General features: G+C 68.3%; 13 protein-coding genes. 10 read left to right on the top strand and 3 right to left on the bottom strand.

The features are described from left to right. Window positions 1-186 precede the first annotated feature (186 nt). The 8 genes from pgeF (at window position 187) to LTT66_RS02350 (ending at window position 8,609) form a co-directional block, all read left to right on the top strand. Window positions 187-915 carry a peptidoglycan editing factor PgeF gene (pgeF, locus tag LTT66_RS02385; protein ID WP_233063499.1) on the top strand — a complete coding sequence of 243 codons (729 nt, stop codon included), beginning with the start codon at window positions 187-189 and terminating at the stop codon, window positions 913-915. Window positions 916-952: 37 nt separating this feature from the next. Then, a complete protein-coding gene (locus LTT66_RS02380) occupies window positions 953-1,714 on the top strand; it encodes a YggS family pyridoxal phosphate-dependent enzyme (RefSeq protein WP_233063498.1) in 762 nt (253 codons plus the stop codon). A 105-nt stretch (window positions 1,715-1,819) separates the two neighbouring features. Continuing rightward, window positions 1,820-2,602 (top strand): cell division protein SepF, encoded by a 783-nt coding sequence (locus LTT66_RS02375; RefSeq protein ID WP_195065140.1) that lies wholly within the window; start codon window positions 1,820-1,822, stop codon window positions 2,600-2,602. Window positions 2,603-2,691: 89 nt separating this feature from the next. After that, complete coding sequence (locus LTT66_RS02370) at window positions 2,692-2,994, top strand: YggT family protein (protein WP_039797136.1); 303 nt, start codon at window positions 2,692-2,694, stop codon at window positions 2,992-2,994. A gap of 69 nt (window positions 2,995-3,063) precedes the next feature. Continuing rightward, the gene (gene wag31 / locus LTT66_RS02365; RefSeq protein WP_233063497.1) at window positions 3,064-3,921 is read left to right on the top strand and encodes a DivIVA-like cell division protein Wag31; all 858 of its coding nucleotides are present in this window, start codon (window positions 3,064-3,066) and stop codon (window positions 3,919-3,921) included. Between the two features lie 77 nt (window positions 3,922-3,998). Continuing rightward, the gene (locus tag LTT66_RS02360; RefSeq protein ID WP_083899262.1) at window positions 3,999-4,199 is read left to right on the top strand and encodes a hypothetical protein; all 201 of its coding nucleotides are present in this window, start codon (window positions 3,999-4,001) and stop codon (window positions 4,197-4,199) included. Between the two features lie 296 nt (window positions 4,200-4,495). Continuing rightward, a complete protein-coding gene (gene ileS, locus LTT66_RS02355) occupies window positions 4,496-7,630 on the top strand; it encodes an isoleucine--tRNA ligase (protein WP_233063496.1) in 3,135 nt (1,044 codons plus the stop codon). 427 nt (window positions 7,631-8,057) lie between these two features. After that, the gene (locus LTT66_RS02350) at window positions 8,058-8,609 is read left to right on the top strand and encodes an NlpC/P60 family protein (RefSeq protein ID WP_233063495.1); all 552 of its coding nucleotides are present in this window, start codon (window positions 8,058-8,060) and stop codon (window positions 8,607-8,609) included. Window positions 8,610-8,745: 136 nt separating this feature from the next. Here the strand turns inward: LTT66_RS02350 and LTT66_RS02345 are convergent, their stop codons facing one another. Continuing rightward, complete coding sequence (locus LTT66_RS02345) at window positions 8,746-9,633, bottom strand: UTP--glucose-1-phosphate uridylyltransferase (protein WP_181724539.1); 888 nt, start codon at window positions 9,631-9,633, stop codon at window positions 8,746-8,748. A gap of 403 nt (window positions 9,634-10,036) precedes the next feature. Here LTT66_RS02345 and LTT66_RS02340 point away from each other — a divergent pair, with 403 nt between their 5' ends. Further along, window positions 10,037-11,365 carry a DNA polymerase IV gene (locus tag LTT66_RS02340; protein ID WP_233068961.1) on the top strand — a complete coding sequence of 443 codons (1,329 nt, stop codon included), beginning with the start codon at window positions 10,037-10,039 and terminating at the stop codon, window positions 11,363-11,365. A gap of 195 nt (window positions 11,366-11,560) precedes the next feature. Continuing rightward, window positions 11,561-12,061: a hypothetical protein gene (locus tag LTT66_RS02335; protein WP_233063493.1), complete on the top strand. Its 501-nt coding sequence runs from the start codon at window positions 11,561-11,563 to the stop codon at window positions 12,059-12,061. A gap of 68 nt (window positions 12,062-12,129) precedes the next feature. Here LTT66_RS02335 and LTT66_RS02330 read toward each other — a convergent pair whose 3' ends face one another. After that, window positions 12,130-12,522, bottom strand: a complete 393-nt coding sequence (locus LTT66_RS02330) for a type II toxin-antitoxin system VapC family toxin (protein WP_233068960.1) — start codon at window positions 12,520-12,522, stop codon at window positions 12,130-12,132. Continuing rightward, window positions 12,519-12,773 carry a type II toxin-antitoxin system Phd/YefM family antitoxin gene (locus tag LTT66_RS02325; RefSeq protein ID WP_233063491.1) on the bottom strand — a complete coding sequence of 85 codons (255 nt, stop codon included), beginning with the start codon at window positions 12,771-12,773 and terminating at the stop codon, window positions 12,519-12,521. The genes LTT66_RS02330 and LTT66_RS02325 overlap by 4 nt, the downstream gene beginning before the upstream one ends. Window positions 12,774-12,825: the final 52 nt, after the last annotated feature.

Raw genomic sequence — 12,825 nt, 5'->3', positions numbered from 1 at the left:
ATCCCGGCCGGCGCCGGGACGCGCGAGCGGGACACGGGGGTGGTGTCGGCGAAGTACGACGACCGACAAGCAATTTCAGGGGGGAGCGCAGGCCGGGAGACGGCCCTGCGCGATCTATCGGGGGAAGATTCCGCCTCTACCTGGGCATTTCGACGGCCTTCGCCGAGCGCCATTAGGCTCGTGGCCATGACTATCGCGCCGACCATCACTGTCCGACGGGTCACCACGACCAGGTCCGGAGGCTACTCGGCGCCACCCTACGACTCGTTCAACCTCGGCGACCACGTCGGCGACGATCCGGCGGCGGTGCGGCGCAACCGCGACCGGCTGGCCGACGGCATCGGCCTGACGCCCGAGCGGCTGGTCTGGATGGAACAGATCCACGGCCGCAACGTGGAGATCGTCGACGGCCCGCGCGCCGAGCCGGTCCCCGCCACCGACGCGCTCGTGACCACGGTGCCCGGCCTCGCGCTGGTAGTGCTCACCGCCGATTGCGTACCCGTCCTGCTGTCCGACGACGAGGCGGGCGTGATCGCCGCCGTGCACGCCGGGCGGATCGGCGCCCGCATCGGCATCGTGCCGCGCGTGCTGGAGGCGATGGTGTCGGTCGGTGCTCGCCTGGACCGGATCGGGGCGTTCCTCGGGCCCGCGGCCTCCGGCCGTCAGTACGAGGTTCCCGCCGCGATGCGCGCCGACGTCGAAGCGCACCTGCCCGGCAGCGCGACCACCACCGTGCGCGGCACGCCCGGCCTCGACTTGCGCGCGGGCATTTCCCGCCAGCTCGCCGAGGCAGGTGTCGGCGGAATCGCGGTCGACCCGCGCTGCACCATCGAGGACCACACCTTGTTCAGTCATCGCCGTGGCGCGCCGACCGGCCGGATCGGCGGAGTGATCTGGATGGAGGCCACCGTATGAGCCGGGGCGCGATCCGCGACCAGGGCGAGGTGCGGGCATGAGCGCCGAAACGGGGATCGCGGTGGACGGCTCGCTCGCCGCACGTACCGCCGAACTGTCGGAGAACCTGGCCGGTCTGCTCGCCCGCATCGACGCGGCTTGCCGGGCGGCGGGCCGGGCGCCCGATTCGGTGCGGCTGCTACCGGTGACGAAATTCTTCCCCGCCTCCGATGTGGCGATTCTGCACCGGCTCGGCCGGCGCGAGTTCGGCGAATCGCGCGAGCAGGAGGCCGCCGCCAAGGTCTCGGCTCTGCGTGAGCAAGGCCTCACCGACCTCCGCTGGCACATGATCGGGCGGTTGCAGCGGAACAAGGCACGCAGCGTGGCCCGGTGGGCGCACACCGTCCACTCGGTCGACAGCGAACGTCTGGCAACCGCTCTCGACGCCGGTGCGGTGGCCGCGCTGGAGGCGGGGGAGCGTACCGCACCGATCCAGGTGTTGCTCCAGGTGAGCCTGGACGACGACCCGGCGCGCGGGGGTGTCGCGGCGGACGATCTTCCCGTGCTCGCAGAACGGATTGCGAACTCTTCGGGATTACGTTTGTCGGGTCTGATGGCCATTCCGCCCTTGGGGGTGGAGTCTGATGCCGCATTTGCGCGACTTGCGACGTTGCACACGTTGTTGCTCGCCGTTCATCCGGACGCGACGGAGCTTTCCGCGGGAATGTCGGGCGATCTGGAATCCGCGATCGAACACGGTTCGACGGTTGTGCGTGTCGGTACCGCCTTGATGGGTATGCGACCGATAACCTCGGGCTAGCAAAGAAACCTCATCAGTCACATTCGACACATATGCTGGCAACTGAAGAGGGCTGAGCAAGACTTCAACACCCGGCCGCCACCGGGGCCGAAGGAAGGTCGACCAATGAGCACGCTGCACAAGTTCAAGGCGTACTTCGGCATGGTTCCGCTCGAGGATTACGAAGACGACTACGTCGACGACCGCGCCCCCCGGGGCGTGGACGAGCGCGGTGCTCGTCGGCCCCGGCCCCGTGACTACACCGACCGCGACGGCTACGTCGATCGCTACGGCGAAGATCGATACGGCGCGGGCCGTTTCGACGACGTCGACTACCCCGAGCCCGCCTACAAGTCGCCGTACAAGCCGGGTTACTCGGTGTCTCGTCGCGACGACTACGGCGACGAGCCCTACGGCGACGATCGCTACGACGCGCCCCGGCGTCCCACCCGGATCGACTCCGCCCCGTCGGGCCGGTTCCGCGCGGGCGGAACCGCGCCGCCGCTGCGCGGTGCCACCCGTGGCGCGCTCGCCGTCGATCCCGACGCCGAGGAGCGCAGGCTGGAGGAGCGCGTGCGTCCCGAGCCCGCCCCGGTGCGGCGGCCCGGGATCTTCGAGGACGGAGGCCCCTTGTCCAAGATCACGACGCTGCGCCCGCGCGACTACAGCGAGGCTCGGATCATCGGCGAACGCTTCCGTGAGGGCAACCCGGTGATCATGGACCTGGTGGATCTGAGCAACGCCGACGCCAAGCGGCTGGTCGACTTCGCCGCGGGTCTGGCCTTCGCGCTGCGCGGGTCGTTCGACAAGGTGGCGACGAAAGTGTTCCTGCTCTCACCGGCGGATGTCGACGTATCAGCGGAAGAACGCAGACGCATCGCGGAAACCGGCTTCTACAACCAGAAATAAGCTCGTGATCTAGGGGGTGGAGCAGACCGCACGCAGGTTGTGCGGCGCGGTCATTTTGCGCGAAGCGATTTTTACGGCAGAGTGAAGTCGTGGCCTTGTTCGCGGTGCTGTACTTCGTACTGTTCATCTTCTGGCTGTTGCTGATCAGCCGGGTGATCGTCGAGTTCATCCGTAGCTTTGCCCGAGACTGGCGTCCTACCGGTGTCGTGGTCGTCGTCCTGGAGGTGATCTTCACGATCACCGACCCTCCGGTGAAACTGCTGAGGCGGTTGATACCCCCGGTGTCGCTGGGCGGAATTCGCCTGGATCTGTCGATTATGGTCCTGCTTTTCATCGTCTTCATCCTGATGTCGATCGTGGGCAGGCTCGGGCAACCGGTAGCTCCGGTGTGACAGAATGGGCCGAGAAGACAGCTTGCTAGATCTGCTAGATCTCCAAAAGACGCGTGAAGGGATCCTTCCATGCCGCTGACCCCAGCCGATGTGCACAACGTCGCGTTCAGCAAACCGCCGATCGGGAAGCGCGGCTACAACGAGGACGAAGTCGACGCGTTCCTGGATCTGGTCGAGCAGGAGCTGTCGCGTCTGATCGAGGAGAACGCGGATCTGCGCCAGCGGGTCGCCGAACTCGACGCGGAGCTGGCCGATGCCAAGAAGAACCGCGGTCCTGGCCTGGTGAACGCCGCGAAACCGCCGGTCCCGCAGGCTCCGCCGCCGCAACCGGAACCGATCAAGCCTCCGGTTCCCGCGGCGCCGCCCGCCCCGATGCCGGCCGCGCCGGTGGCCAAGGACGCGCCCGGTGCGGACGCGAACCTGCAGGCGGCCAAGGTGCTCAGCCTCGCCCAGGAGATGGCGGATCGGCTGACCAGCGACGCGAAGTCCGAAGCGGAAAGTTTGCTGTCGAATGCCCGGGCGAATTCCGAGCGACTGGTCGGAGACGCCAGGACGCGGTCGGAGGCCATGATCGCCGACGCTCGCCAGAAGTCGGACGCGATGCTGTCGGACGCGCAGACCCGCTCGGACAGCCAGCTGCGCCAGGCCAAGGAGAAGGCCGACGCGCTGCAGGCGGACGCCGAGCGCAAGCACACCGAGATCATGGCGACCATCACCCAGCAGCGCAGCGTGCTGGAGAGCCGGATCGAGCAGCTCAAGACGTTCGAGCGGGAGTACCGGGTGCGGTTGAAGTCGTACCTGGAGTCGCAGCTCGAGGAGCTGGAGAACCGTGGCTCGGCCGTTCCGGTCGACGGCGGCGAAGCCTTCGCGGATGCCAACACGGCGAACAACCTGGCGCCGGCTTCCTTCGCCAAGGGCGGTAAGTAACGCGCCTCGCCCCAGCACAGCAGTTCGCATACCGTTAGAGGAACTGTCGAGCCGCCCGGCATGCCTTGGGGGTCACCATGCTCGTCTTGACACTCGTCCTTGCCGCGATCGGCTTCGCCCTGCTCGTGGCCGCGCTCACGACCGGATCGGTGATCTGGGCGTGGGGCTGCATCGTGGTGTGCGTCATCGGTGCGATGCTCTTGCTGGTGAGCGCGTTGTCCATGCGGAGTCCGGATGGTGATGCTCCGCCGCCTCCCGGTCGTCATGCCAAACGGTGAAGGCGTCCGCGCCGGCTCAGCGCTGACCCGCCTCATCAAATGAGTTGACCGCTGAGGCTAGAATCAAACATGAATACGGCGTCGATCCGGCTATCACCGGGGAGCCTTCGGAAGAACGGCGGCACGGCCTGCGGGGCGGCCGCTCAGTAGAACCGAACGGGTGAGCCCGTCACAGCTCGTGAACGAGAGGTCCGGTGCTCCAAGCCGGACAAGCGGGGTGGTACCGCGGTTTCGGCGCACCGGGCGCCGTCATCGTCCCCGTGCCAACGAACACGGCACGAGGAGACGCATCCGCCATGGCGGACCACACTTCCAGCAACAGCGCGTACCCGCGCGTCGACCTGAGCGTCGGCAACGGGGCGTCGTTCCCCGAGATGGAGCGCCGCGTGCTCGACGCATGGGCGGCCGCCGACACCTTCCGCTCGAGCATCGAAAACCGTTCCGGCGCAGCGGAATTCGTCTTCTACGACGGGCCGCCCTTTGCCAACGGTCTGCCGCATTACGGACATTTGCTCACCGGATACGTCAAGGACCTCGTTCCGCGTTTCCAGACCATGCGCGGCAAGCGGGTCGATCGGCGGTTCGGTTGGGACTGCCACGGATTGCCCGCGGAAATCGAAGCCGAAAAGCAGCTCGGTATCACGGACAAATCACAGATCGATGCGATGGGCCTCGCGGAATTCAACGCGGCCTGTAAGTCGTCGGTGCTGCGCTACACCGGGGAATGGCGCGACTACGTGACGCGCCAGGCTCGCTGGGTCGACTTCGACAACGACTACAAGACGCTGGACACCGACTTCATGGAGTCGGTGATGTGGGCGTTCAAGTCGCTGTACGACAAAGGACTGATCTATCAGGGTTTCCGGGTGCTGCCTTACAGCTGGTATGAGCAGACGCCGTTGTCGAATCAGGAAACCCGCCTCGACGACGCGTACAAGATGCGCCAGGATCCGGCGGTCACCGTCGACATCGCGTTGCGCGTGCCCGCGGAGCATCCGCTGCACGAACTCGACGGTGCCAACGCGCTGATCTGGACCACGACGCCGTGGACGCTGCCGTCGAACCTGGCGATCGCGGTGCACCCCGACGTCCGCTACGTGCACCTGCGCGCGGCCGACGGCAAGCGTTACCTGCTCGCGGCCGAACGTGTTTCGCACTACGCGCGGGAGTTCGGCGAGGACCCGCAGGTGCTCGGCGAGTTCGACGGCGCCGCGCTGGCCGGCCTGTCCTACGCGCCGCCGTTCGACTTCTTCCTCGGCCACCCCAACGCGCACCGTGTGCTCAACGCCGACTACGTGACCACCGACTCCGGCACCGGGATCGTGCATCTGGCGCCTGCCTTCGGTGAGGAGGACATGGATGTCGCCACCACGCACGGCATCGAGCTGGTGCAGCCGCTGGATGCGGGCGGCAGGTTCACCTCGATGGTGCCGCCGTACGAGGGCATGATGGTGTTCGACGCCAATCCGGTGATCATCAAGGATCTCAAGGCCGCCGGAAAGCTGTTGCGGCACGAGACGATCGAGCACTCCTATCCGCACAGCTGGCGCTCCGGGCAGCCGCTGATCTACATGGCCGTGCCGTCCTGGTTCGTCGCGGTCACCAAGTTCCGTGAGCGGATGGTCGAGCTGAACAAGCAGATCACCTGGGTGCCCGAGCACATCCGCGACGGCCAGTTCGGCAAGTGGCTGGAAGGCGCGCGGGACTGGAACATCAGCCGCAACCGCTACTGGGGCAGCCCGATCCCGGTGTGGGTGTCCGACGATCCGGCCTATCCGCGCGTCGACGTGTACGGCTCGCTGGACGAGCTGGAGCGCGACTTCGGTGTGCGCCCGGCCGATCTGCACCGCCCGATGATCGACGAGCTCACCCGGCCGAATCCCGACGACCCGACCGGCAAGTCGACCATGCGCCGGGTGCCGGAGGTGCTGGACTGCTGGTTCGAATCCGGTTCGATGCCGTATGCCCAGGTGCACTACCCGTTCGAGAACAAGGAGTGGTTCGACAGCCACTTCCCCGGCGATTTCATCGTCGAGTACAACGGGCAGACCCGCGGCTGGTTCTACACGCTGCACGTGCTGGCGACGGCTCTGTTCGATTCCCCGGCGTTCAAGACCGTTGCCGCGCACGGCATCGTGCTCGGCGACGACGGCCTGAAGATGAGCAAGTCCAAAGGCAACTACCCGGACGTCAACGAGGTGTTCGACCGGGACGGCTCGGACGCGATGCGCTGGTTCCTGATGAGCTCGCCGATCCTGCGCGGCGGCAATCTCATCGTCACCGAGCGCGGCATCCGGGAAGGAGTGAGCCACGCGCTGCGTCCGCTGTGGAACGCGTGGACCTTCCTGCAGCTGTACGCCTCGAAGCCGGGGGTGTGGCGCACGGATTCGCCGCATGTGCTCGATCGCTACATCCTGGCGAAGCTGGCGCGAACCAGGGACGTCATCACCGCGGCGCTGGAGGCCTACGACATCGCGGGCGCGTGCGAGGAACTGCGCTCGTTCGCCGACGCGCTGACCAACTGGTACGTGCGGCGCTCGCGGTCGCGGTTCTGGAGCGAGGACCGCGACGCGGTGGACACCCTGCACACGGTGCTCGAGGTGGTCACCCGGCTGGCGGCGCCGTTGCTGCCGCTGATCACCGAGGTGATCTGGCGCGGGCTGACCGGCGGCGACTCGGTGCACCTGGCCGATTGGCCGAAGGAGGGTGAACTGCCGGACGATCCGGAGCTGGTCGCCGCCATGGACGAGGTGCGCGTGGTGTGCTCGACGGTGCTGAGCCTGCGGAAGGCGCAGAACCTGCGGGTGCGGCTGCCGCTGGCCGAGGTGACCATCGCGGCGGCCGACGCCGAGCGGCTGGCCCCGTTCGCCGACATCGTGGCCGACGAGGTCAACGTCAAGAAGGTGGACCTGACCACCGACGTGGACTCGCACGGCCGGTTCGAGCTGGTGGTCAACGCCCGCGCCGCGGGTCCGCGCCTGGGCAAGGACGTGCAGACGGTGATCAAGGCGGTGAAGGCCGGGGAGTGGTCCGAGGACGCCGACGGCACCGTCCGGGCGGCCGGAATCGCCCTGCTGCCCGAGGAGTACACCCAGCGCCTGGTCGCCGCCGAACCCGAGTCGACCGCGGCGCTGCCCGGTAACGCGGGTCTCGTGGTGCTGAATTCGGTGGTCACCGAGGAACTGGAGGCCGAGGGCTGGGCGCGGGATCTGATCCGCGACCTCCAGGAGACCAGGAAGTCCGCCGGGCTGGACGTCTCCGACCGCATCACCGTGGTGCTGGACGTGCCCGCGGACCGGGCCGTGTGGGCCGAGACCCATCGCGACCTGATCGCGGGCGAAATCCTCGCCACCACGCTGACCTTCGGCGACGCGGGGCCGGAGGCCGCCGATCTGGTCGGCGGCGTGCGCGCGAGGATCACCAAGGCCTGAGCGCCGGATACCGAGCGAGCCGGGGCGGGACCGAAAGGTCCCGCCCCGGCTGCTGTTTGCGAGTGACCACCGCGCCGCATGTTCTGCGGCCGACCCGGGTCCACTCGAAGTCGTCGGTCGAACTCACTTCCCTCCAGCGGAAACGGCACCCAGTGTAGTGATGTAGATCACATGCTGAGAATTTGCTGATTCCCGACAATTCGCCGAAATCCCAGGCACAATCTGCGATGTCGCTGCTGTGACCCAGGCGCTTTCTGGGGGCGGCAGTTCCTCTTTCTGGCATGTCTTACTTGGGAAATCGGCCGTGCCGGTAACGCGTCCGGCGCGGGTAGCCGCGGTTTCACATCGGTGACCGCTGCTGATGCCATGTGTTAGCCAGGCCGCCGATCGGTGGTCAGTCAACCGCGCCCATGGAAGGGGCGAGTACGTGCCGAGAAAATCGTTGCACCGCATCGCGCTCGGATTCCTGCTCTCGATCGTCGCCATCCTCCTGCTCGCCGGACCCGCTTGGGCCGACACCGGCAGCGCCTCCGGCAGCGGGCCGGGCAGCGCCTCCTCCGGTTCGGCCTCGGGCAGCGGCCCCGGCAGTGAATCCGGCAGCGCCAGCGGCTCGGCCGCCTTGCCGGTGCCCAGTGTGTACGGTCTCGGCGCGCTTGCCGCGGCGACGACGCAGATCGGCAAGCCCTACGAATGGGGCGGGACCGGCCCCTCCAGCTGGGACTGCTCGGGTCTCGTGCAGTGGGCGTACCGTCAGGTCGGAGTGAGCATTCCGCGGACTACCTGGCAGCAGGCGAAGGCGGGCACGCCGGTTCCGCGGGCCGCCCTGTCACCCGGCGACGTGGTCGTGCTGAACAGCGACGGCTCGCACGTCGGCATCTACGCCGGTGGCGGACAGGTACTCAACGCGTACGACTGGGGTGTGCCGGTCGGATTCACTCCACTGACCGAATTCGACATCTACGCCATCCGCCGCTTCTGAGCGCGCACCGGCCGGGGAAGTGCCGGTGCGCGACGGCGTTACTCGATCACGATGGCAGCGGCCCCGATCCGTGCACCCGGTCGGGGCCGCGGTGGCGCCGAACGTACTCGGGCGAGGTGCGTGGCCCCGGTTCCGGTCAGTCGCCGAGATCTTCGGCGAGGGTGCGCAGCAGCGGACTGTACTGCGGATGCGCCAGGGCCGAGGCGAACTGCGCGACCAGGTAGTCGGCCGGGTTCCCGGTGTCGTACCACCGGCCGCGGATCACCTGACCGTAAACCGGATTGGCGGCCGCGTGCACGTTGATCGCGTCGGTGAGGTACACCTCGCCGGTGCGGTGCTCGTACCACGCTTCGGTCTGCGTGCGCAGCTCCTCGATGATGCCGGGAGTGACGACGTAGCCGCCGATCGCGGCGAAGGACGAGGGCGCGTCCTTCGGCTTCGGCTTCTCCCGCAGTCCGGTGATGCGCAGCAGGCCGTTGCCGTGGTCGTCGGCCACCACCGGCACGCCGTAGCGCTGCGACTCGGACGGGTCCATCGGCATCAGCGCGAGGACGGGGGCTCCGGTGGCCTCGTAGGCGTCGATGAGCTGCTGGGCGCGCGGCACCTCGGCGACGAACACGTCGTCCGGCCACAGCACCAGCATCGGCTCGTCGCCGAGATTGCGGGCGGCGTTGAGCACCGGGGTGCCGTTACCGTACGGCCCGTGCTGGTCGAGGTAGGTGATGTGGCCGAGCCGGGACAGCTCGCCCACTTCCTCGACCGCGTCGGCGAAGGCGGTCTTGCCGTCCGCGCGCAACTGGTCCACCAGCGCGGGGTTGGGACGGAAGTGGTCCTGGATCAATGATTTTCCGCCGCTGACCACGATGGTGATGTCGGTGATGCCCGAAGCGACCAGCTCGCGGACGGTGTGCTCGATCACCGGCTTGTCACCGACGGGCAGCATCTCCTTGGGGATGGCCTTGGTCAGCGGAAGCAACCGGGAGCCGATACCAGCGGCCGGGATGACGGCCTTGCGGATATTCATGAGTCCGATCATCACATATCGGACCGCCGGTCCGGCTCCGTCCCCGCGGTACGTCGGCGTTTGTTTCCAGGACGGTCCAGTACCCGGCTCGGCGCGGAAAAGGGCAGATCAAGGCCACGGAGGCGAACGGGAAGGCGTTGCCGGGACCGGACGCGGCGGGCGCCGCCACCGGCAGGGAACCGACAGCTAGCGCACAGCCACCGGACAGCGTCACCGCCTGCCCCGAGCTGTCGGTGGCCGGGCGTACATTGCAGCCGTGCGTACCGAGAACCCGAGCGTCGAGCGCGCGCCGGCGGCGGCGACCCGGACCGGCCCGCACGGCGACATCGCGGTGAGCGAGCAGCATCCTCCCGCCCTCGCCGACGCCGACAGCGCCGCCCGGCGATGGGTGCTGCACATCGATATGGACGCGTTCTTCGCTTCGGTCGAGCAGTTGACCCGGCCGACCTTGCGTGGCAGGCCGGTGCTGGTCGGGGGGACCGGCGGGCGCGGGGTGGTGGCCGGAGCCAGTTACGAGGCGCGGGTGTACGGCGCCCGCTCGGCGATGCCGATGCATCAGGCGCGCAGGCTGGTCGGCGTCGGCGCGGTGGTGGTGCCGCCGCGCGGGGCGGTCTACGGCGTGGTGAGCGGCCAGGTCTTCGACGCGCTGCGCAGCCGGATCCCGGTGCTGGAGACGCTGTCGTTCGACGAGGCGTTCGGCGAACCGGCCGAGCTGGCCGGCGCGACGGTGGCGCAGGTGTACGCGTTCTGCGCGGAATTGCGCGCGGTGGTGCGGGAACGGACCGGTCTGACCGCCTCGGTGGGCGCCGGAACCGGGAAGCAACTGGCGAAGATCGCCTCCGGCTTGGCCAAACCGGATGGAATCCGGGTCATCTCGCCGGTCGAGCAGCCCCGTCTGCTCGCGGGTCTTCCGGTGCGCAAGCTGTGGGGGATCGGGCCGGTCGCGGAGAGCAGGTTGCGCTCCCTCGGCATCGAGACCGTCGGCGCGTTCGCCGCCCTGCCGGAATCGGAGGCGATGTCGATCCTCGGCGGCAGCGTGGGCGCGGCGCTGCACCGGCTGGCTCGCGGCATCGACGACCGCCCGGTCGCCGAACGCACCGAGGCGAAACAGATCAGTGCCGAGACCACGTACGAAACCGACATCGTCAGCCTCGACCAGCTCCGCCCGGCCATCGAGGACATGGCCGCCGCGGCGCACCGGCGCCTGACCGGTGACGGCCGGGCGGCCCGCACGGTGGTGCTCAAACTGAGGAAATCCGATATGAGCATCGTCACCCGTTCCTTCACCCTGCCGTACGCCACCGAGGACCTGGCCACGCTCACGGCCGCCGCGCAGCGGTCGGCGCTCGACCCGAGGGAACTGGGGCCGATCCGGCTCGTCGGGGTCGGCTACGGCGGCCTGTCCACAGTCCGCCAGGAGTCGCTGTTCCCCGAACTCGATCGCGGCCCGGCCGCCGCGAGCACCGTCGCGGAACCGGAACCGGAACCGGCGCTGCCCGCCGACCTCGGCGAGGCCTCGCGCACCGTCGCGCCCACGCTGCCCGTCGTCGTGTGGCATCCCGGCATGGACGTGACACATCCCGAGCACGGCCACGGCTGGGTGCAGGGCGCCGGGCACGGTGTCGTGACCGTGCGCTTCGAAACCCGTTCCACCGGTCCGGGTCCCGCGCGCACCTTCGCCGCCGACGATGCCGCGCTCACCCGGGCCGATCCGCTGGGCAGTCTGCTCTGACGCAGCCGTGCCGACGGCTCGACATACCCCCGCCCGACGCGTACGTTCGCTGCCGACGACATTCGTCGGTTCCGTGTGGATCCGGGCGGCGCCGCCCGGTGCCGGTAGCCTGGGACCTCGTGCAGCGCCGCCGGTTCGGGTGGCGGCTGCCACGGTGGAACCGACACGCACCTCTCGAACGCAAAGGACGAGCAGTTGAAGCTTCGTAAGACTGGACGCATCGCGATCGCCGGACTGGCCATCGTCGCCGCGCTTGGCCTGACCGCCTGTGGTGGCGACGACAAGGACAGCAAGCCCGCCGCCAAGACGTCGACCAGCGCCAAGGCGTCGGCCGCCGCGAGCGCGAACCTGCCGCCGGTCCCGACCCCCGCGGAGCTGAACACCGCCCTCGCCCGTGCGCTGGACCCGGCGGTGCCCGCCTCCGAGAAGCTGGACAACGTCCAGGGCGCCGAAGTCGATCCGACGCTGCCGGACCGCCTGTCCCAGGCCGCGGCGGGCGCCGACGTGAAGATCGAGGTCACCGACGTCACCTCGTTCGGCGACAGTGTGAACGCGAAGGCCAAGTTCATCCTCAACGGCCAGGAGAACATCGTCGACGTGCCGTTCGTCGCCGACAACGGCAAGTGGAAGATCCAGAAGGCATGGGCTTGCACCATGCTGACCAACCTCGGCCAGCAGTCGGCGGCTTGCAGCTGATTTCGCACGACCGGTCGGGCCGGTCGCCGGGATTCGTCTCGGCGGCCGGCCCGTCTTCGCGCGGTCGCCTACAACTTCAGTACCTTCAGGTCCGGCATCGCGTCGTAATCGCCATCCTGGGTCACGATCGGAATATCGTGTGCCAGCGCGGTTGCCGCGATCCAGCTGTCGTTGATCGGGACCTTGCGTCCGGCGGCCCGGAGGCGTGCTACCAGCAGGGCCCAGTATTCCGCGACGGCCTCATCCAGCTCGAGTGGCTGAAACCGCTGGGCCAGCTGGTAGGTCGCCAGCCTGCGGGCCGACACTTCGGGACTCGAAGCTCGCAGCACTCCGAGGCGTAGTTCACCGAGGGTGACGACCGACACGCCCCATTCGTACCCGTCGAACCGGGTCGGATCGAAGCGCTCCGCCTCGATGCCGATGAATATCGATGTGTCCGCCAGTGCGCGTTGCATGTTCACCACGGCAGGTCGTCCGTCGTGTCGGTCAACGTCTCGCGGAGTTCCTCCCGCAGGCCCGTGGTATCCGGGCCGAGACGAACCAGTTCTCGGAGGACTTCCGATGCGGGCACCCACTGCCGCCGCCGAGGCAGCGGGATGATCTTGGCGACCGGGCGGTTGTCCTTGAGGATTTCGATCTCCTCGCCGGCCTCGACGCGGCGCAACACCTCGGCGGTGTGATTTCGCAGTTCACGAGCGGGCAGCGCAGTCATGCTACAAGCGTAGCTATCCGCTACGGGCGTAGCAAATGAAGCCGTCGGACGT

The organism is Nocardia gipuzkoensis, assembly GCF_021183645.1.
GTDB classification, from domain to species: Bacteria; Actinomycetota; Actinomycetes; order Mycobacteriales; family Mycobacteriaceae; genus Nocardia; species Nocardia abscessus.
This window is presented reverse-complemented; position numbering and strand designations above follow the sequence as displayed.

What these genes read in the sequence shown, in the direction of transcription:
- pgeF (WP_233063499.1), top strand. Translation starts at nt 187, where the DNA reads ATGACTATCGCGCCGACCATCACTGTCCGACGGGTCACCACGACCAGG.
- LTT66_RS02375 (WP_195065140.1), top strand. Translation starts at nt 1,820, where the DNA reads ATGAGCACGCTGCACAAGTTCAAGGCGTACTTCGGCATGGTTCCGCTC.
- LTT66_RS02325 (WP_233063491.1), bottom strand. Translation starts at nt 12,773, where the DNA reads ATGACTGCGCTGCCCGCTCGTGAACTGCGAAATCACACCGCCGAGGTG.
- LTT66_RS02345 (WP_181724539.1), bottom strand. Translation starts at nt 9,633, where the DNA reads ATGAATATCCGCAAGGCCGTCATCCCGGCCGCTGGTATCGGCTCCCGG.
- LTT66_RS02340 (WP_233068961.1), top strand. Translation starts at nt 10,037, where the DNA reads ATGGACGCGTTCTTCGCTTCGGTCGAGCAGTTGACCCGGCCGACCTTG.
- LTT66_RS02360 (WP_083899262.1), top strand. Translation starts at nt 3,999, where the DNA reads ATGCTCGTCTTGACACTCGTCCTTGCCGCGATCGGCTTCGCCCTGCTC.
- LTT66_RS02380 (WP_233063498.1), top strand. Translation starts at nt 953, where the DNA reads ATGAGCGCCGAAACGGGGATCGCGGTGGACGGCTCGCTCGCCGCACGT.
- ileS (WP_233063496.1), top strand. Translation starts at nt 4,496, where the DNA reads ATGGCGGACCACACTTCCAGCAACAGCGCGTACCCGCGCGTCGACCTG.
- wag31 (WP_233063497.1), top strand. Translation starts at nt 3,064, where the DNA reads ATGCCGCTGACCCCAGCCGATGTGCACAACGTCGCGTTCAGCAAACCG.